Below are 20160 nucleotides of genomic sequence, written 5' to 3'. Positions count from 1 at the left end.
TCCTATGGTAAGTCATAATACATTTATAATGGTCTGCTGTTTATTTTTGGTTAGATTCCTCCAAGCTATTTTTGTATACTGCTTTATCATGATGCGTTCGTTTTTCTTGTGCTAAACTTGTTTTAGTACATTTTTGATTGATTTTTTAAAAGCTTCCCTTTTGGCAATTGTGAGGCCGTTTACTCCGCTCGTAAGCTTTTTAAAGGTTTTATCAATGCCGCTGCAACAGATTGATAACTAATGGTAGAAAAAGCAATAATTAGAGCGATACAACCTGCCACCAAAAATACTTCCCAACCTATACTGATGCGGTATGCAAAATCTTCCAACCATCTGCCCATCAAAAACCAACCCAAGGGTATCGCAATAGCTATAGATATCAAAATCAGCTTCATAAAATCCAAAGTCAATAACTGGTAAATGCTTTTGAAAGGTGCGCCCAATACCAAGCGGATACTGATTTCTTTTTTTCGTTGTTCTACCATAAAAGCGGAGAGGGCAAAGAGTCCCAAACAGGCTACAAAAATGGCGAAAAGCGCAAAGCTGTTGAAGATGTTACCCATGCGTTGCACATCTGCATGCATCTGGCTAAACTCTTGGTCTAAAAAACTATACTTGATGGTTTGGTTGGGTACGTTCCTACTCCATATCGCCGCTATTGCGACCAAAGCCTCGTTGACATTCCCTTTTTCGAGTTTTATAGAAACTGTACCATTGTCCTTACCGATAACCAAAGACAAGGAAGCGATATCTTCCTTTAAAGACTTAAAATGAAAATCCTCCAGGACTCCGATGATAGTCCAATCCCTGTCGTTATTATTTATCTGCTTGCCTAAGGGGTCAGTCAGTCCCATCTCTGCAACCATTTTTGAATTAATGATAATAGAGTTTATAGAATCGGAAGCGAATTCCTTTGAAAAGTCGCGGCCTTCTTTTAGTTGTATGCCCAGCGTTTTTAAATAATCATAATCTACCCGCCAAATTTGAGCAGGAGTACTAGCTCCCACATTACCTTCATTGGCCCTTCTAAACGTATTCCCATTTCTATTGCCCCCAGCTATAGGTAAATAATTTGTAGTCGTTGCTTCTTTTACTTGGGGCAATTGCAATAGCTGTTCTTTAAAGGAATCGGAACGATCACCCAGAACACCTGTTCCTTCCAAAATCACTACCTGTTCTTTATCATATCCCAATTCTTTCTTTAGAATATAATCCATTTGCTTATAAATGATTAAAGTACCGATAATCAAAACAACCGATGTAGTAAATTGAAAAACCACCAAACCACTGCGTAGTCGTCCGCTTTTACTACCCACACTAAGACTACCTTTTAAAACGTCTACCGGTCTAAAAGCTGATAGGTAGAACGCCGGATACAACCCTGCAATAGCTCCGACCAACAGCGCAGAAATCAGTAGCGTTGGCAAGAACCCCCATACCATCCATGGCATTAATATCGTCTTGGCAGCAAGGGTGTTAAACGATGGAAGTAACACCCAAGCCATAAGAACACCAAGTACAAAAGAGATAAAACTAAATAGAACGGATTCGGTCAGAAATTGGGCCACAAGATTATGTTTGAAAGCGCCTACTGTTTTCCGAAGTCCTACTTCCTTCGCCCTATTGGCTGATTTGGCGGTTGATAAATTGATGAAATTTATAATCGCCAAGAGTAATACAAAACCGGCAATGGCAGCGAACAACCAAACAAAGCGGATATCCCCATGCTTTAGGCCATCTCCCATTTTAATATCTGAATACAAATGGATATTGGTTACAGGTTGCAATTTGTATTCTATCCCGCGAAGTACTTCGATAAAATCTGGCGCACGACCTCGTTCCATTTGTGCAGGAATGATATAATTCTCTACAATAGATTTCATTTTCTGCTCCAGTTCTGGAATACTTGCTTTCTGATCTACCAATACGTAAGTAAAGTAGTTCTGGTTGGTCCAACCACCGTTAGTATCCACAATCGGAAGTACAAAATCAAATTTCAAATGCGAATTTTCAGGCACTTCTTTCATCACCCCCGTAATTCTGTACGGTTTGGCATCATCATTATCTAGAATAACGGTCTGGCCTAGGGCGTTTCCGTTTGGAAAGTACTTCTCTGCCTTAGCCTTGGATAATATCATACTTCTGGGATCGGTCAAAGCAGCATCTGGATTACCTTGCTCCAACGAAAGCTCCAAAATCTCAAAGGCTTCTTGGTCCGCAAGAATAAAGCTTTCCTCAAAATTATTCTGTGATTCTCCTTGCAAACGCATACCACGTTTTCCAGCACCAAAAATCTCAATAGTATTGACTTTACCCGCTTTTTCGATTTCTGGAAAATCAGCCTGTAGTGCATCCGCAAAAGGTAATTGAAAATGGGTGCTTTTAAAAAGCTCGCCTTGAAACTCTCCCTGCATCACCACCCTGTAGATTTTATTTTTGTTGGTATAATGTTGATCGTAGCTTACCTCATCTCGAATGAACAAGGCAATTAATAGACATGCAGCAATACCTACGGCAAACCCTCCAATTTTGATTGTAGTAAAGAATTTGTCCTTTTTAATGCTTCTCCAGGCAATTTTAAGGTTATTTTTAAACATGACTGTTTGATTTTTGATTGCTATAATGAATTATATACAAGTCGATTTTCATGCCATATACTCAATTCCTTTAATATCGTATAGTTGCGTTGTAATATGAATACTCCACTGTAAAATATTTTGACATAATATGTACAAAATATTTACAAGATTAGCCATAAAAACTAGCTGCTTTTTATTGATGCCTCGTGTTGTTCTTTTGAAGAACTTATTTCAGTATTTGTTACTGAGTTAATTCCCTATCCATGTTTCGCGCTTTCACAACTCCATTGCGACTAAACCATCGCGCCTCCTACTATATCAGCGGCACCTCTTAAAAGTGAAGATTTATTCCGCCCTCAAACTCTTTACAGGGTTTGCAATAGCCGCTTTAATCGCTTGGAAACTAACGGTTAAAAGAGCGATGAGAATAGCCACAACTCCGGCAATTACAAACACCCATATATTAATCCATATACGATAAGCAAAACCTTCCAGCCACGTATTCATAGCCCACCAAGCCAAGGGGCCAGCTATCAAAAGGGCAATGAGCACTAGCCGCATAAAATCTTTTGACAACAACGTTACGATACTAGAAACAGTGGATCCTAACACTTTTCGCACGCCAATTTCCTTTTTGCGCTGTTCTGCTGTGTAGGCGGCTAACCCAAATAATCCTAAGCATGAAATCATAATGGTCAGAAAAGCGAATATCTTAGAGAGGTCACTCAATAATTTTTCACTTTTAAACTTCGCGTTGAAGGCGTCGTTAACGAACTCATATTCAAAAGGGAATGCAGGGTTGTGTTGTTTCATAACTCTTTCCATAGCTGCCAATGCAGTAGTACCCGACGCATCAGATTTTGTTTTTACATACATGAAATTAGCATAATTAGGATTGTGAAAATACATCACTGGACCACTAGTATTATACATATCACCATATAAATAATCCTTTACGACCCCAATAACCTTAAGCGATTGTCCGCGGGTCACTACTTTTCCCACGGGACTTTCCGTTCCCATCAAACGCGCAAAGGTTTCTGAAATCAATATATTGGAACTGTCTTTTGCTACATCTTTTCCAAAACCTCTTCCTTCGATAATTTGCATACCTGTAGTTTCAAAAAAATTAGGAGTAACGTGTCTAAATGAAATCAGCACGTCTTCCGCATCCGTAACTCCTTTCCAGTCAAAACCAGATCCGTTATTGCCATCGGAAAGAATATTGGAATTATTAAGTGCCACATTCTCAACAAGACCAGTAGCAATCATGTCGTTTCGGATGGGGTCAAAGTTCATCACCACATCCCCATTAACTGGCATTTTTATAAGGTTTTCTTTATCATATCCTATATCCCGACCTTTTACATGTTGTATTTGTTGGTAGACGACAATAGTGCTTACGATGAAGATATTGGAAACAACAAATTGAGCTACCACCAGTCCCTTTCGTAAAACCACCGCACCACTTTTTTTGGATTTCATACCATTTATGACCTCTACTGGCTTAAAGGCCGATAGAAAAAAGGCAGGATACCATCCAGCCAGAAGACCACATGTAAGCGTAATCCCTAGCACAGTTCCTATATGTGCCGGTTCCCAAAGTCGGAAGGCCAGTTCTTTACCCACCATGATATTGAATTGAGGTAGTATTAATAGCAGCAAAATAATACTGATAACCGCTGCAAGCATCGCAGTAAGTAATGCCTCGGTCATAAATTGTATAATCAATCTTTTTTTAGTGGAACCAAGTACCTTTCGCACACCCACTTCCTTAGCTCTCTTTTCGCTTCTAGCTGTGGATAGATTCATAAAGTTGATACAGGCAATGAACAGTATAATAAGCGCAATCAGCAGAAACATGCGCACATAAACGATTTGACCCCCTACAATTTCCCCACCTTCAAAATGAGACCTTAAATGCCAATTCTTAATAGAATGCAGAAACGCATAGGTATCTAAGTTTCCTGTTTTAGAAGGTAGCATCTTTTTGACCTTTTCGTTTACCTCTATTAAATCCGCACCGGGCGCTAATGCTACAAAAGTATCTGTAAAATTACTTCCGTATTCCTGCATCCATGCTACACCAGCGGAGTAGCGCTCAAAAGGGGCCAACCAATTAAAACCAAAACTAACGTTTACCGGTAAATCCTTTACAACCCCCGTAATATGGTAATTATCGGTGTTATTGACTCTTAAAGTCTTATTCATCACCTGAACGTTTTCTCCAAATAAGTCAGCAGCTGTCTTTTGTGTTAATACAATCGCGTCGGGCCTAGTGAATGCGTTATCCTTACTTCCTTCTACGAATTGAAGGTTGAAGATGTCGAAAATATCCGTATCCGCGTACCTCCCGTTTCTATTAATTCCATTTTTGCCTTCTGTAAAAAGTAAATTTTCCGAGGAGGTGGCAGCCGCCTTCTTTATTTCCGGTATTTCCTGTTTTAAATCACGAGCTAATAACATTGGCGTGGAATAATAGGTATTCCATTCTCCTTCATATTTCTGGTTGGTGGGTAGGTAATAAACCGTTTCCTGTTTTGGGAAAACGGTATCAAAACTTAGCTCATCGGCTACCCAAAGAAGTATGAGACTTGCACAGGTAATACCGATGGCCAAACCAAAAATATTTAAGGCACTATAGCCTTTATTCTTCCAAAGATTTCGCCAAGCGATTTTTACATAGTTTTTGAACATAGTTCTCGTTTTTCTTGCTTTTTTAAGCGCTACTTTTAAGCTTAGAAACCTATTCTGTCCTCAAACTTTTAACTGGATTAGCCCTCGCTGCTTTTATCGCGTTAAAACTTACTGTTGCTAATGCGATAGACAATGCTATGCCTCCAGCCAAAGCGAAAATCCACCAACTAATATCTATTTGGTAGGCATATACATGAAGCCATTTATCCATGACATACCATGAGAAGGGAGTGGCTACAACGATGGCTATCAAAACCAGCTTAATAAAATCGATAGATAATAGCTTTACGATACTGGACACCTCAGCACCTAAAACTTTACGGACTCCTATTTCCTTGGTGCGTTGCACGGCGCTATACGTGGCTAACCCCAACAGACCCAAACAGGCAATAAAAATAGCCAAGAAGGAAAATAAAGTAAATAATTTTCTAAACTTGATGTCGGCCTCGTATTGCGTATTAAAGGATTCATCCAAAAAAGTATAAAGAAACGGACGGTGCGGAGCCAGTTCTGCCCATTTTTGCTCAATATTGGAAATGCCCTGTTGCATGTTGCTGGATTTGACTTTCATTGATAGGTACTTGCCAAATTGAGAATAACGCAAGGTCAACGGTGCCACAGCTTGATGTAAAGACATGTAATTAAAGTCCTTTACCACACCAATAATAGTTCCTTCTCGGCCCCATTGTTGAAAACGTTTCCCAATAATATCCGCAGGGTTGGCATAACCAAAACTTCTGGCGGCCGCTTCGTTGACCAATAAAGAGGAAACAGAATCTGTCACGAACTCCCTTGAATATGCTCTTCCGGCCACTACTTCTATGTTGTAATGTGGAATAAAGTCAAAGTCTATCTCGTACAAAAAAGGACTAAAATTTTCCATACTGCCCTCAAAAGTTTCAATATCTGTTCCTGCGCCAGGAAAGTGACTTCCAGGCACGGTACGGGAACCTGCGACCGAAACTACTTCTTGAAGGTTCATAAACTCACTTTTAATGGTTTCCATATTATCAAGTACTTGACCATCCCAATTAAAATCGATGACCAGTTGTTGCTCCTGATCAAAGCCTAAATTTTTATTCAACATAAATCCCAACTGAAAATAAACAATAACCGTGCTGGCGATCAGAGCAATGGAGAGTGAAAATTGAAAAATAACCAAACCCTTTCTTAGGTTGGTGCCCTGTTTTGAGCTTTTAAAAACTCCTTTAAGTACACTGGACGGTTTAAAATTGGACAGTACAAAAGCGGGATACAAGCCTGCTAGCAAACCTGTCAACAAAGCAATGCCAAAATATAATGAAAGACTAAAAACATTAAAAATTTCAGAAGAAAGAAACGCTTTACCGGTAATATTCCGCATAGTGGGAAGACATATCATTACCAATACTAAACCTAAAATGGAAGCAAGCAGCACCATAAGTAGGGACTCCCCCAAAAACTGATAACGCAAGCCTTTTTTATCCGCCCCAATTACTTTTCTCACCCCTACTTCCTTGGCCCTTTCCAAAGACCGCGCAGTGGCCAAATTCATAAAGTTGATACAGGCAATAATCAGGATAAACAGACCTATGAGCGCGAAAATATAAATATTGGCGAGGCTACTTGTAACACCAGGCTGGCGTGCAGCAGCCGATTTTAAATAGGTGTCTTTTAAGGGTTCAAAAGAAAGGTCATAAAAATAATCTGCATTCTCTTCGGGACGATTTCGTTTTAAAAATTCAGGCATTTTCCCTTGGAAAGCTTGTTGATTAAAATTATCGCTTACCAAAAAATAGGTATAAAAATCTACATAGCCCCACGACTCAAAAATTTCTGATCGCGACTGATAAAAAGAGCTCATGGACATAAGCACATCAAAAGAAAAATGTGAGTTAGCAGGTACGTCCTTCATAACACCAGTGACTGTATAAATACCATCATTTGCTCTCCCTCCAACACCATCCATAGTTTTACCAATAGGATTCTCGTTTCCAAAATACTTTTTAGCTGTACTTTCCGTAAGTACTATAGTATATGGGTCTTTTAACGCAGTTTTGGGATTGCCAGAGCGCAAGGGCCAACTAAAAATATCAAAAGCGGTCTCATCCACATAAAATGAATTGCCTTCTTGAAAAGAACGTTCGTTGTATTCCAACAAAATATCCGACCTACCAGAAAATTGAACTATTTCTACCACCTCAGAAAAATCCTTTTTTAACGCAGGGCCGACAGGAGCATTTCCCCAAATCTGTTTACCCTCATTGTCATGATGGACAATCCGGTAAATATTATCCCCTTTTTCGTGGTAGCTGTCATAGGAAAGTTCGTTTCTAATAAACAGAGCTATTAGCAGAAAACAAGCCATTCCTATGGCTAGACCGCCAATGTTAATTATGGAATATCCTGGATTCTTTACGATGTTCCGCCATGCAATTTTAAAATAGTTTTTTATCATGATGTTCAGCTTCACTTACTGTATTGGTTTCCGTATTTCTGATTGATAAATCAACCATACTTTCAACGCACTTCAACTGCTCCAAATGACCGTGATTAATGGCCGATTGTAATACACTTTGATTTTTATGCTGAACCTAGTTCAACATAGATTGATGAATAAACTCCTAGTGTTATTTTATTATGCTATCCTAGTTTTAAGCAAGCTTGAATGGATAGCTTTTACAAAAGAAAAAGCAGATTAATCTCTAAACTTGATTAAAAATTCCTCTGGCTAAACTAAAGTGACCCAGCCGGCTTACCCTTCAACATTGCTCGGGAAGACAGGGAGCACTTTTTACTCATTCCAGCCAATTCCTAGCATGTAATTCTCCGGCGATGAATGGCTAGATGGATTTTACATCATGGCTCCAATCGCTCTATTTTGACTCTCTGTTACTACTTGACCATCAAATAAATTAACTATCCTATGGGCATAATGTGAATCCCTATCAGAGTGCGTAACCATCACTATGGTTGTACCTTCTTGATTCAGTTCCGTAAGTAGGTTCATAACCTCTATACCATTTTTGGAATCCAAGTTACCGGTTGGCTCATCCGCAAGAATTAGTTTAGGATTGGTCACTACGGCTCTAGAAATAGCGACACGTTGTTGCTGTCCCCCAGATAATTGCTGTGGAAAGTGTTTTTCCCTATGCGCGATTTTCATCCGTTCCAATACTTTCATTACTTTTTCCTTACGCTCCACTTTTCCCATTTTTAGATAGATAAGTGGCAACTCTACATTCTCATAAACGGTAAGTTCATCGATTAGATTAAAACTCTGAAACACAAAGCCCAAATTCCCTTTTCGTAATTGCGTCCGTTGACTTTCCTTCAACCCAGCTACTTCATGACTAGCAAAGTTATAACTGCCTTCCGTGGGGTTATCAAGCATCCCTATAATATTCAACAAAGTAGATTTTCCACAGCCCGATGGTCCCATAATGGCCACAAATTCGCCATCTTCTACTTTCAGGTTTACGTTATTCAAAGCAAGCGTTTCTACCTCCTCTGTTTTAAAGCTCTTTTTTAAATCTTTAATTGTTATCATTTTGTTACGCTTTTACTATTATTAGGATTGTTTTTATACTACTGTTTGTGATTTTTTCAAATTTATTTCAACACGATACGCTCTGCCTCTCCAAAGGAATCATAATTACTCGTAATAACTTCTTCTCCGGCCTGTAGTCCTTCCAATACCTCATAGTGCCTCGCGTTCTGTTTCCCTACTCTTATGTTTCTTTTTATAGCTTCATCTGTTCCAGGCGTTACAACAAAAATCCATTGCCCTCCTGTACTTTGAAAGAAACTTCCTTTGGGCAATAACAGTGCATCACTAGACTCGCCCAATTGTAATTTGATGTTATAACTCTGTCCGGCACGGATGGTTTCTGGTCTATCTTCGGTAAAAACTAGATCTACCCTGAACCTACCGTTTCGAACTTCTGGATATACTTTTCTAACCCTAAGTTTGTAATCCTTTCCGTTACGTTCCAATATGGCACTCAAGTCTCTTTTTACACGATCTATATAATGTTCATCTATATCTGCCTCTATTTTAAAATCTGTCAGCACATTGAGCTGACCTATACGTTGCCCTTGGGCAATATTCTGTCCTATTTCGGCATCTAAAAAGCCCAATTGGCCATCAGCAGGAGCGCGGACATTGAGATGATCTAAACGCTGATACACCATACCTAAGGTTTTTTGCATTCTGGCTAAATCCGTATCCAACCCTGACAAGGACGTTATACGTAGCTCATCATCATTTACCGTTTGCATTTTAACAATATCATATTGTTTTTGGGAGAGCTCATAATTTTCTTTAGACAATTGAAATACCTCTTGAGAAATAAGCTCATCTTCCATAAGCGCCTTATTTTGCTGAAAATTTCTTTTGAGACGTTGCAAATCTGTACTGGCCGTTGCAAGCGATCTTCTGCCCTCTACCTGACGCGAATCGAAGGTTAGTTTCGTAGACCTTAAATCGTTTTGCTTTAGTGCCAAATTACTTTCACTGGCCAAAATCTGCTCGTATAGATTCATGTTTTCGAGCTTTAGTATGATATCTCCCTTTTTGACCATGGCACCCTCCTCTATCAGTTTCTCGTTCACTCGCCCACCTTCATAAGCATCCATATATATAGTAGTGATCGGAGCAACGTTCCCGTTAATGGTAATATAATCATCGAACTTGCCCTGCGTAACTTCGGCAATGGAGAGTTTGTCTTTCTCTGTTCTAAACGTAGAGACCGAGGTAGCAAAAATGAGCTGGTACCCCACAAAGAGGAGTAATATTCCCAACGCGATATACCCGTAATGTTTTGGTCGTAATCCTTTTTTCTTTTCTAATTGTATATCCATGGTAATTAAACTTCTTTTGTTTCATTCCCACGAAGGTGGGAATCTTTATATTTCAATACTCTATACTGTCCTTTACTTAGGTCTCTTTCTTTTTATTATTTTATAGCAAACACTGGCAATCCATTATAAAAATTCAACGTATTCTTATTGATTTCTGAACGGAGCCGCACTTGTAAATTTTCGTTTTGCGCACTTGCAAAAAGGTTTTTTGCCGTAAACAACTCTATCCCATTAATCATCCCTTTTTCATAGCGTTTTTGGGCAATAGTAAATGCCATTCGTTGTGCAGCTACATTTTGATCACTCTGACCCCGCTCTATTTGCAGCGCATTGTACTGTTGCACCAATTCTTGAATGGTTTGAAAAAGTACCTGTTCTTGAACCTGAAGGTTATTCTCTTGCCGAAGTCTTTCGATTTTTGCCTGTTTAACACGTGACCGCCCAGACCACCCGTTGCTGATGGGAACATTCAGGTTCAGACCAAAAAATCGAGAAAAATTATCACTAAATTGTTCTTGAAAAGGAAGGGTGCTGCCCAAACTATCTCTAAACGTTTCAAAATAACCCGTACCCATACCTGCAAAAAGGGATAAGGAAGGATAAAGCCTACCTCTCGCAACGCCCACTTGTTTTTTTGCGGCTTGCGCCCTTAGTTCTTGCGCCTTTATCAATGGTAAAAACTCACGTGCTGTAGCATATACAGAATCCGATTGCATCTTTGGTGCGATTTCTACTTCGGCTACTGCCTTTAAGTTGGCTATAATTTCAATCTCTGAGGTATCCTCTAAATTCATTTCTTGAATCAAGGCCAATTCTGCGGCAGCCAATTGGTTCCTACTTTGGGTTAGGTTTAATTCATCGGACAGCAGGGCGGATTTTGCCTCATACCTGTCGGCACCAGCCATAAGTCCTAGTTCAATTTGCTTTTGGACCAATTGAAAATTGGTTTTTGAAACACGTACCTGTTCCGTAGCAATGGCAACCAATCCTTCAAAAAACCGAATATTATTAAATGCTTGCATGACTCTAAACGCCAAAAGATATTTTTGCTGTAAGCTCTCTTCTTTGGCCGCTTGGTATAAAAATTTAGAAGCCTTGATGGAATTGATTTTTTGAAAGCCTTGAAACAAATCAATGTTAGACTGTATCGAATAATTGTTAGAGAAAAAGTCTTGAACCACAAAGGTTCCTGTATTAGGATCCTCTGCCCTACCAGAATTCACTTGATAATTCGAATTCGCATTTACTTCTGGTAAAAGATTACGAATAGATTGTCTGTAGTCTTCTCTGTTGGAATCATTGGTATACTGAAAGTCCTTTAATAGTAGATTATGCTCCAAAGCGTAAGCAACACAATCATCTAAAGTCCATTGCTGTTGCGCAATAGTCTTAACGCTAAGAGTAATGAAAAAAAGGAACGCTATTCTAATTTTTAAATTCATATGTTTATTACTGTTCTAAACACTATACTAGATGCGTGCCATAAACTTAAGTATTTGATTTTCAAATTTTTAAATTGATTCGCAAGTGTTTACCTAAAATGAAGTGTAAAATAAATATACATATATTGTCCAAAATTTTGACAGTGTTTGCTATATATTAGTTTTCATTTGTAATTTTAGGGTGTGTTTAAAGAAGTACACTAATCAACTGGGACTGAAGCCTGAATACTTTTTAACGATAGCAGAGAAGATGAACGCAACGGGAAGATTCGTACTCCAAATTTTGAAATCAAAAAATAGAACTATAGCATGACCGATGCAAACATCCTTGTAATAGACGATAATAAAAGTGTGTTAAGTGCTTTGGAGATACTGCTACAGTTTGAGCATAAAAGTGTGCAGACTATTTCCAATCCCAATCAGATTTCCTCATTCCCCAACCTTAAGGGCATAGATATAATTTTATTGGACATGAATTTTTCGGCAGGGGTAAATACGGGAAACGAAGGACTATACTGGTTACGGGAAATAAAGAAAAAAGCACCCCATATATCGGTCATTATGATGACAGCTTATGGTGCTATTGACCTTGCCGTAGAAGCTTTAAAGGAAGGCGCATCCGACTTTATCCTTAAACCTTGGAACAACGAACGGTTGTTGACTACGGTAAAATCGGCCTACGAACTTCGAAAAAGCAAAAAGGAAATTACCCAACTAAAACAACAGGAAAGCAACCTAAAACAGCTTATCAATCAGAACAAAAATTATATCGTTGGCACCTCTAAAGCGTTAAATTCAGTACTAAACCTTGTTCAAAAAGTAGCTAAAACAGATGTGAATGTTCTTGTTACCGGAGAGAACGGAACTGGAAAGGAGCTTATTGCTAGAGAATTACACAAGCGCTCTGCGAGAAACAATGAAGTCTTTATTTCGGTAGATATGGGTTCCATTTCAGAAAACCTATTTGAAAGCGAATTGTTCGGGCATGTAAAAGGTTCCTTTACAGATGCCAAGGAAGACCGAGCAGGGAAGTTCGAAGCTGCGAATGGAGGCACCTTATTTTTAGATGAAATAGGCAACCTCTCCCTACAAACACAGGCCAAATTACTATCTGCTATACAAAATCGTGTTGTGGTAAGAGTAGGTTCCAACAAACCCGTCAGCGTAGATATCCGATTGATATGCGCTACCAATTGCAATCTAGACCAAATGGTAGCCGATGGACTTTTTAGGGAAGATTTATTGTATAGAATTAACACCATACGCGTAGAGGTACCTCCTCTTAGGGAGCGGGAAGGGGATATCCTTGTTCTAGCTGATTTTTATCTTAATAAATTCGTGAACAAATATGGAAAACCAGGTCTTAAAATAAATCAAGCTGCACAGGAGAAACTAATGGCCTATCATTGGCCAGGAAATATTAGGGAACTGTTGCATACTATGGAACGTGCAGTAATCCTTTCTGAAGGTAATGTACTAAAACCTACAGATTTCCTTTTAGAAGTTGGGAATGCCATATCTATGGAGAACGGGCCAAGCACCTTAGAGGAAATGGAATTACTTATGATTACGAAGGCCTTGAACCAGAATGACGGCAATTACAGCGCTGCTGCGGAGCAACTAGGAATTTCTAGGCAGACGCTCTATAATAAGTTGAAGAAAAAGAATGGTTAGGGGCTAGTTCGTAATAAAAAAACTAAGCGAGGAGCGCAATGAAAGATGAAGTAAGGCTACCGCTTCGAAGCAAATTGTTGAAACGTTGGACACCTAGCAAAGTCGTCTCAGTAAGGAAATTAAAATGAAGCAGACAACATAATAAAGCTTTAATGAACACTCGTGTTTGTGTTTCATTCTATATTTAAATCTTGAACATGAAAAATGGTAAGTAGAAACTTATATATACAATTGGTATTCCGAGTTGTTTTTATGTCGATTACAGTGGTTCTTGCCACATATTTTTTTTTCAACAAACAATACATCGCAAGTAGTATTGGAGCAATAGTTATGATTTTTCAAACAGCGGGACTCATCAATTACGTAAACCAGACCAACCGTAAAATCGCCTATTTTTTTGATGCCATAAAAAACGAGGATTTCACCTTACGATTTCCCGAAAAATTAAGTGTTAAATCCTTGGAAGAGCTTAACCATAGCTTGAATATGCTTAACTCAATGATTCAGGATATCCATCTAAAAAAACAAGCACAGGAACAGTACTATCAAGAAATACTACGACAGGCGGATATTGGTATGTTTACCATAAATTCTAAAGGACATATCCTATACGCTAATCCTACAGTGCAAGAACTATTGAACTATAGACCTTTGAATCATGTGAAGCAACTGAAACAAGTTGATGATGATTTATATAAGTTGTTTGAAGACCTACAACCGTTCGAAAACACCATCTTTAAACTAGGGAACGAGCGAGGCAAAAAGGAACTAAGTTTAAAATGCACCCCTATTACCATAGAGGGCAAACAAGTGCTTTTAGTAGTTGTGCACGATATACATAAAGAACTGGATGAAAAAGAAACCGATTCTTGGGTTAAGCTAATCCGCGTACTCACCCATGAGATTATGAATACGATTACACCCATAACGTCCATTTCAGAATCTATTCTTAACTATTTTAAAAAGGGTAACAATCCCGACATTCCTACCCATTTTTCCGAACAACAAATTAAAAACACAACGAAAGGTCTGGAAGTGATTAAAGAACAGGGATTAGACTTAATGAGTTTTGTACAATCCTACAGAACCTTTTTAAGTATTCCAGAACCTGACAAAGAACTAGTGCCAGCAAAAGCACTATTAGAGAAGATTACATTATTATTGAACGAGCAAAAAGAAGAAATACATATTAAAATAGAAACTATAATAGAACCCGTAGATTTAGAATTTTATATAGACCAAAAACAATTGACACAGGTCTTATTGAACCTAGGTAAAAATGCGAAACAATCCCTGGAAGGTATAGATGACGGTATGATTCTATTTACTGCAGGCATTAACTCGATAAATAAAAAGTTTATTCAGGTAAAAGATAATGGTGCCGGAATTCCTGAAAATTTAATTGATGAGGTTTTTGTTCCCTTCTTTACTACTAAAAATACAGGAACAGGTATTGGACTTAGCCTTTCCAAACAAATAATGCGGCTACATGGTGGCAGCATTAATGTAACTTCACGGGAAACAACACAATTTACACTTACGTTTGACTAGAGATCTTGTGGCGTTCCCAATTCTTTCCAAGGATCCCATAAGTACATATCCAGATTCTGAATCTGATTATCTATAACAACGACCCCCTCGCTCTCTAATAATTGCTGCATTAAATTAGTACCTCCAAAATGATGCTTTCCGGTTAAGAGTCCTTGTTTATTGACCACTCTATGGGCTGGCACATCTTCTATACTGTGCGAGGCGTTCATGGCCCAACCAACCATCCTTGCGCTTCGGGCAGCACCTAGGTATTTAGCGACGGCACCATAAGAAGTAACACGACCGTAAGGTATCTGTTTAACGACAACATACACCTTTGAAAAAAAATTATTACTATCCTCCATATTATGTATTGTATACTCTTCCTATGGTAATGATAAGTAAGAGCAACATTAAAAACCCCAGTATATAATTTGCATTCTTAGCGAATTTGTGGGTTTTGTGTTCTAGCTTGTTAAAATAGAACACATACAGGTAAAGGACGGAAAAGGTTCCCGTACCCGCTGCTAAGACAAAAGTAACAATATCCCACACCTGAAATTTTATCCAACCAGAAGCGTTCCACATAATATTCAATCCGCTATAATAAGGAATCGTTAACAGATTAACTCCAGCTAAGAATATTCCTTTAAAGTAACTACTGCGCTTGCTTATTTTTATTTCCTTAATTTTCTTCTTTTTGTTGCTTTTAGCTGCCATAAAAAAGTAGACGGCCAAAGCTGCAAAGACCACAATAGCAATTTTAAGCAGGACGGCAACAACCTCTGGGTTTTTATGTAAAAATTTGGAAATAAAAACAGCAACCGTGGCCTGTAGCATAATCATGGTAGAAACCCCCAAACTAAAGACAACACCGTTGAGTTTATTTTTCTCCACACTGGTTTTTGCAGCGTTTACGTTCAATAACCCCGGCGGAACCGTTGCCATAAAAGCAGCAGAGAAGGTAGCGAAAAAAAGAATCAACAAGTGCTGCATAATATCAATTTATCCGAAACTGGATGTAGGTGATTGGTTTTCCTTTTTCAAGATACTGATTTTCATAGAAAGTTTGAAGTTCTAATACTTCTTTAGGACTTCCCTCGTTTTTATAGACGTCATGGTTGGCATAAATAATTTCGTGTCCAATCCCTTGTAACAATCCCAAGGTATACCCGTGCATAAATTCACTGTCGGTCTTTAAATGCATTAATGCGTTTGGTTTTAGAACCTTTTTGTACCGGTCTAGAAAAACCTGATTTGTCATCCTGTGTTTGGTGCGCTTATACTTGATTTGAGGATCTGGAAAGGTAATCCAGATTTCAGAAACTTCGTTTTCTGCAAATAGCAAGTCAAGGAGTTCAATCTGACTTCGTAGAAAAGCAACATTGTCCAAACCATCTTCCAAAGCAGTCTTGGCACCGCGCCAAAAGCGCGCTCCTTTTATATCTATCCCAACGAAATTTTTCTCTGGGAACAATTTTGCAAGTCCCACGGTATACTCCCCCTTGCCGCAGCCTAGTTCCAAAACAATAGGATTATTATTCCCGAAATGTTCGCTCCATGTTCCCCGTTGGGAAAAACCTTGTTCAACTTCTGCCCTGGTAGGCTGTAGTACATTTTTAAAGGTTTCGTTTTCCTTGAATCGTTTAAGTTTATTCTTGCTTCCCACAATTTTCTATATAAGTGTACAAAGCTAATAAATGCACTAGAATTGCTAGTCTATCCCTATAGAAAAATTTAAAATGAATGAATTTGAGAGGTATATAGCAGAAGTGGACAGAAAGAATGAATTTTGCGCAGCATTCAAAAAACCTGAGTTTTGCACTTAGCCTTCCGTCTGAGAAGCACTCTTTTATTGTGGGACACGAATTCAACAGACTGTTTCGTATTGATAAGAATCCTCGCGATAACGAATTCGCTAAAAATAATGAAACAAAATACCCTAAGGCTCATTTATAACTTCCGGTATACTCTTCTCCAAGGTAAACGAAAATTCAGAACCTACATCAACGACACTTTCAATATAAATTTTTTCTCCATGTGCCTCTATGACATGTTTTACAATAGCCAGCCCGAGACCAGACCCACCTTCCTTTCTGCTACCGCTTTGGTCTACCCTATAAAACCGCTCAAACAATCTTGGAATATGTTCCTTTGGAATACCATCACCGTTATCGGTTACCCGCACAATAACCTTGTTCTTTACCAAATTTTCTACACTTACCTCCGTAGTTCCGTTATCATTCCCATATTTTATGGAGTTTACTAAAAGATTGGTAAGTACTTGCTGGATTTTTTCTCGGTCGCCATTGACCATAATAGGCATGTCGTAAGAAATATCGAACGTAAGAACAATATTATTTTTTGCGGCCTTCATCTCTAAAAGATCAAAAACACTTTGTATGAGTTCGATAATATTGAGATCCTCCTTTTCTAACCGCAGGTCTCCAACTTCCAGTTTGGTAATCAAATCCAAGTCTTTAACAATATATATAAGTCTGTCTACCGCTTTATTAGCGCGTGAAATATACTTTTTACGAATATTTTTATCCTCAATGGCACCATCTAAAAGTGTCTCTAAATAGCCTTGCACGGTAAATAAGGGAGTTTTTAATTCGTGGGAAACGTTCCCTAAAAAATCCTTCCGATATTCTTCACGAATCTTTAAAGTATCGATTTCTATTTTTTTGTCTTTAGCGAATTTTTCAATTTCTGCGATAAGAGTCCGCATATCCGTAGTAATAGGATCTGTGGTCAAGGTAGAGGATTCCAATAAAGCGACATCATCATAAATTTTTTTGATGTGCTTGTAAATAAACTTTTCGATACGTACTTGTAGGGTAACAAAGGAAATTAAATGAATAAAAAGGAGCAAACAGATGAAAAACCACCAATTTAAAAACTGAAACTGCCAAAACAAAAAGCCCAAACAAAAGGCAGATAAAAACGTAATGTAAAATGCTGTCCTAAAAGCAAACCGATAGGATTTCTTAGCTTTTAGAGGCATTAAAGTACAAACTTATATCCAACTCCCTTAACCGTCTTAAAATGCTCCTCGCCAATTTTCTCACGTAGTTTCCTAATATGTACGTCTATCGTTCGGCCTCCAACCACAACTTCGTTTCCCCAAACTTTATCTAGGATAACCTCTCTCTTAAATACTTTACTAGGTTTGGAAGCTAATAAGGATAACAATTCAAATTCCTTTCTTGGTAGAATAATCTCTCTGCCTTTTTTGACAATTTTATACTCTTCTCTATTGATAATGATATCCCCAACCTTAGTAATATCTTCTTCAGGGTTTTCATCCTTTAAATGCCTACGCAACAAAGCGTTTACTTTACTTACCAAAACTTTTGGCTTTATAGGCTTGGTAATATAATCATCTGCTCCAGCATCAAAACCTGCCATTTGAGAGTAGTCCTCTCCACGGGCGGTTAGAAACGTGATCACGGTATTTTCTAATCCGCTGGTCTTTCGCAATAGTTCACAGGCCTCTATCCCATCCATCTCTGGCATCATTACGTCTAAAATCACAAGATGAGGTTGTTTCTTTTTTGCCTTTGAGACCGCTTCCAAGCCGTTTTTAGCGGTGAACACTTCATAGCCTTCTGCAGTAAGGTTGTAGCTTACTATCTCTAAAATATCTGGCTCATCATCTACTAAAAGTATTTTAATGTCCTTCTTTTTCATACTAATATGGTGAAGTTATTTTCTCAAAAGTAAAGATAATACCCTTACCAAAGAGTGGCTTAACATTCATTTAATGTAGTAACGTTTAGCTAACGTTAATAAAATAAAGGTTTAACGTACACGTAACTCCACTTTTACAACATGCTGTTTTCTTTGCATGAGAAAAAATATCACCACAACAAAAAGTGGTAGAAACCTAAAATGAATTTTAAAAATTAAGGAAAATGAAAAAATTAACTTTTACTAAAAGAATGCTGAGTCTCTTGATGGTTTGTGGTTCTTTAACCTTCATGGCATGTAGCAATGATGATGATCCAGTTATACCAGAGCTTGAAGTGGATGTAGATTTTGACAATGATAATATAAATGATGACATTGATAACTGTCCTGGTGCCGCTAATGCAGATCAAGCAGATACGGATGGTGATGGCATTGGCGATGTTTGTGACCCCATAGATAACGGTGCAGCACCTACTACAGGCGCAACTGTTGTAGTAGATTCCGATATCTCTGCTGACACCACGTGGTCTTCTGATTCTATTTATAATTTAGATGGTAGAATTTTTGTGACAGATGGTGCTACACTAACGATAGAAGCAGGCACTCTTATCAAGGCTAATGCAGGATCAGGTGTTAATGCATCTGTTTTGGTCATAACTAGAGGTAGTAAAATTGAAGCTTTAGGAACGGCATCTGCTCCAATAATATTCACCTCTGCTTCAGATAATATTGCATTCGGTGAAACTGTAGGAACCAACCTTGATCAAAACGATCGTGGGCTATGGGGAGGATTAATTTTATTAGGTAATGCTCCTTCTTCTTTTGATGGTGATGCAGAATCTGCACAGATAGAAGGTATCCCTTCTGACACTGATGGTGACAAAGGTCTATACGGAGGTTTAGATACTGCTGATGACTCTGGTACCATACAATATGTATCAATTCGCCATGGTGGTGCGTTAATTGGTCAAGGAAACGAAATTAACGGACTTACGCTAGGTGGTGTTGGCTCTGGAACTACTATTGACAATGTTGAAGTAGTTGGTAATGTGGATGATGGTATCGAGTTCTTTGGTGGATCCGTTAATGCTACCAACCTATTTGTATGGGCAGTGGGTGATGACGGTCTTGATATTGACCAAGCTTATTCCGGTACGATTGATAATGCTATTGTAGTGCAAGGGAACATTTCTGATCACGCGTTAGAAATTGATGGTCCTGAAGGTTCGCTTGCTGGGTCTTATACATTAACAAATGTTACGCTTATAGGTCTTGACAATAATGTTGAGAATGGAGAAGTAGCCGATTTTAGATCTGGTGCTACAGGAACAAATAGCAATATCTTGGTAACGGGCTTTACAGGTGTAGGAACAGATTTACAACTATCTGATGTAGAATTAGATAATGATGGTGTAGCCGCCAATTATACCGCTGGTCTTTTGACATTCCTTGATTGGGAGATTGTACTGCCCACAGGAGTTGCCACTTCCAGCGAAATATTTGATGACCGTTCCGATATAGGTTCCACATTTGAGGCAGATGCTGCTAACTTCTCTAGTGCTGTTGTTGCTGATGCAGCCAACGTAGGTGCAGATACATCAGCGTTCTCATGGACCTATTCAAATACAAAAGCTAGTTTAGGTTTCTAGAAAAGCGTGAACTAACTATTAATCATTTTAAATTGCTCGTCTTAAAACTTTTTA

Annotated in this window: 14 protein-coding genes; 3 read left to right on the top strand and 11 right to left on the bottom strand. The window is 38.5% G+C overall.

Annotated elements, in window-relative coordinates; all coding sequences use genetic code 11:
- Positions 1-179: 179 nt before the first annotated feature.
- From Q360_RS0109810 to Q360_RS0109780, 6 genes are all read right to left on the bottom strand, one after another.
- Positions 180-2597 carry an ABC transporter permease gene (locus Q360_RS0109810; protein WP_027076937.1) on the bottom strand — a complete coding sequence of 806 codons (2418 nt, stop codon included), beginning with the start codon at positions 2595-2597 and terminating at the stop codon, positions 180-182.
- Between the two features lie 327 nt (positions 2598-2924).
- Positions 2925-5276, bottom strand: a complete 2352-nt coding sequence (locus Q360_RS0109805; RefSeq protein ID WP_027076936.1) for an ABC transporter permease — start codon at positions 5274-5276, stop codon at positions 2925-2927.
- Between the two features lie 49 nt (positions 5277-5325).
- A complete protein-coding gene (locus Q360_RS0109800) occupies positions 5326-7713 on the bottom strand; it encodes an ABC transporter permease (protein WP_027076935.1) in 2388 nt (795 codons plus the stop codon).
- A 396-nt stretch (positions 7714-8109) separates the two neighbouring features.
- A complete protein-coding gene (locus Q360_RS0109790; protein ID WP_027076934.1) occupies positions 8110-8805 on the bottom strand; it encodes an ABC transporter ATP-binding protein in 696 nt (231 codons plus the stop codon).
- A gap of 62 nt (positions 8806-8867) precedes the next feature.
- Positions 8868-10118, bottom strand: coding sequence for an efflux RND transporter periplasmic adaptor subunit (locus tag Q360_RS0109785; protein ID WP_027076933.1), 1251 nt, complete (start codon positions 10116-10118; stop codon positions 8868-8870).
- Positions 10119-10213: 95 nt separating this feature from the next.
- Positions 10214-11560: a TolC family protein gene (locus Q360_RS0109780; protein ID WP_027076932.1), complete on the bottom strand. Its 1347-nt coding sequence runs from the start codon at positions 11558-11560 to the stop codon at positions 10214-10216.
- A gap of 309 nt (positions 11561-11869) precedes the next feature.
- Between Q360_RS0109780 and Q360_RS0109775 the strand changes: the two genes are divergently transcribed.
- Both Q360_RS0109775 and Q360_RS0109770 read left to right on the top strand, forming a co-directional pair.
- The gene (locus Q360_RS0109775) at positions 11870-13234 is read left to right on the top strand and encodes a sigma-54-dependent transcriptional regulator (RefSeq protein ID WP_027076931.1); all 1365 of its coding nucleotides are present in this window, start codon (positions 11870-11872) and stop codon (positions 13232-13234) included.
- A gap of 330 nt (positions 13235-13564) precedes the next feature.
- Positions 13565-14785, top strand: coding sequence for a sensor histidine kinase (locus tag Q360_RS0109770; protein WP_245603238.1), 1221 nt, complete (start codon positions 13565-13567; stop codon positions 14783-14785).
- On the opposite strand, the gene Q360_RS0109765 is transcribed toward Q360_RS0109770, so the two are convergent.
- The 5 genes from Q360_RS0109765 to Q360_RS0109740 all read right to left on the bottom strand — a co-directional run bounded on the left by Q360_RS0109765 (position 14782) and on the right by Q360_RS0109740 (position 18457).
- On the bottom strand, positions 14782-15129 hold the full coding sequence (locus Q360_RS0109765) for an MGMT family protein (protein WP_027076929.1): 348 nt from the start codon (positions 15127-15129) through the stop codon (positions 14782-14784). The genes Q360_RS0109770 and Q360_RS0109765 overlap by 4 nt on opposite strands.
- A gap of 1 nt (position 15130) precedes the next feature.
- Positions 15131-15760, bottom strand: a complete 630-nt coding sequence (locus Q360_RS0109760) for a LysE family transporter (RefSeq protein ID WP_027076928.1) — start codon at positions 15758-15760, stop codon at positions 15131-15133.
- Between the two features lie 4 nt (positions 15761-15764).
- Positions 15765-16433 (bottom strand): tRNA (guanosine(46)-N7)-methyltransferase TrmB, encoded by a 669-nt coding sequence (gene trmB, locus Q360_RS0109755; protein WP_027076927.1) that lies wholly within the window; start codon positions 16431-16433, stop codon positions 15765-15767.
- A 273-nt stretch (positions 16434-16706) separates the two neighbouring features.
- Complete coding sequence (locus Q360_RS0109745) at positions 16707-17771, bottom strand: sensor histidine kinase (RefSeq protein WP_027076926.1); 1065 nt, start codon at positions 17769-17771, stop codon at positions 16707-16709.
- Positions 17771-18457: a response regulator transcription factor gene (locus Q360_RS0109740; RefSeq protein ID WP_027076925.1), complete on the bottom strand. Its 687-nt coding sequence runs from the start codon at positions 18455-18457 to the stop codon at positions 17771-17773. Before Q360_RS0109740 ends, Q360_RS0109745 begins: the two co-directional genes overlap by 1 nt.
- 224 nt (positions 18458-18681) lie before the next feature.
- Between Q360_RS0109740 and Q360_RS0109735 the strand changes: the two genes are divergently transcribed.
- Positions 18682-20106: a hypothetical protein gene (locus tag Q360_RS0109735; protein ID WP_027076924.1), complete on the top strand. Its 1425-nt coding sequence runs from the start codon at positions 18682-18684 to the stop codon at positions 20104-20106.
- The last annotated feature ends 54 nt before the right edge of the window (positions 20107-20160 follow it).

The organism is Maribacter antarcticus DSM 21422, assembly GCF_000621125.1.
Taxonomy (GTDB): Bacteria; Bacteroidota; Bacteroidia; order Flavobacteriales; family Flavobacteriaceae; genus Maribacter; species Maribacter antarcticus.
Note: the sequence above shows the minus strand (reverse complement) of the source record. Positions and strands in the feature narration are given on the sequence as shown.

Bases quoted from the DNA above. Each gene is read 5' to 3' on its own strand.
- Q360_RS0109790 (WP_027076934.1), bottom strand. From the start codon at position 8,805: ATGATAACAATTAAAGATTTAAAAAAGAGCTTTAAAACAGAGGAGGTA.
- Q360_RS0109735 (WP_027076924.1), top strand. From the start codon at position 18,682: ATGAAAAAATTAACTTTTACTAAAAGAATGCTGAGTCTCTTGATGGTT.
- Q360_RS0109740 (WP_027076925.1), bottom strand. From the start codon at position 18,457: ATGAAAAAGAAGGACATTAAAATACTTTTAGTAGATGATGAGCCAGAT.
- Q360_RS0109785 (WP_027076933.1), bottom strand. From the start codon at position 10,118: ATGGATATACAATTAGAAAAGAAAAAAGGATTACGACCAAAACATTAC.
- Q360_RS0109780 (WP_027076932.1), bottom strand. From the start codon at position 11,560: ATGAATTTAAAAATTAGAATAGCGTTCCTTTTTTTCATTACTCTTAGC.
- Q360_RS0109745 (WP_027076926.1), bottom strand. From the start codon at position 17,771: ATGCCTCTAAAAGCTAAGAAATCCTATCGGTTTGCTTTTAGGACAGCA.
- Q360_RS0109810 (WP_027076937.1), bottom strand. From the start codon at position 2,597: ATGTTTAAAAATAACCTTAAAATTGCCTGGAGAAGCATTAAAAAGGAC.
- Q360_RS0109800 (WP_027076935.1), bottom strand. From the start codon at position 7,713: ATGATAAAAAACTATTTTAAAATTGCATGGCGGAACATCGTAAAGAAT.
- Q360_RS0109770 (WP_245603238.1), top strand. From the start codon at position 13,565: ATGATTTTTCAAACAGCGGGACTCATCAATTACGTAAACCAGACCAAC.
- Q360_RS0109805 (WP_027076936.1), bottom strand. From the start codon at position 5,276: ATGTTCAAAAACTATGTAAAAATCGCTTGGCGAAATCTTTGGAAGAAT.
- Q360_RS0109775 (WP_027076931.1), top strand. From the start codon at position 11,870: ATGACCGATGCAAACATCCTTGTAATAGACGATAATAAAAGTGTGTTA.
- Q360_RS0109765 (WP_027076929.1), bottom strand. From the start codon at position 15,129: ATGGAGGATAGTAATAATTTTTTTTCAAAGGTGTATGTTGTCGTTAAA.
- Q360_RS0109760 (WP_027076928.1), bottom strand. From the start codon at position 15,760: ATGCAGCACTTGTTGATTCTTTTTTTCGCTACCTTCTCTGCTGCTTTT.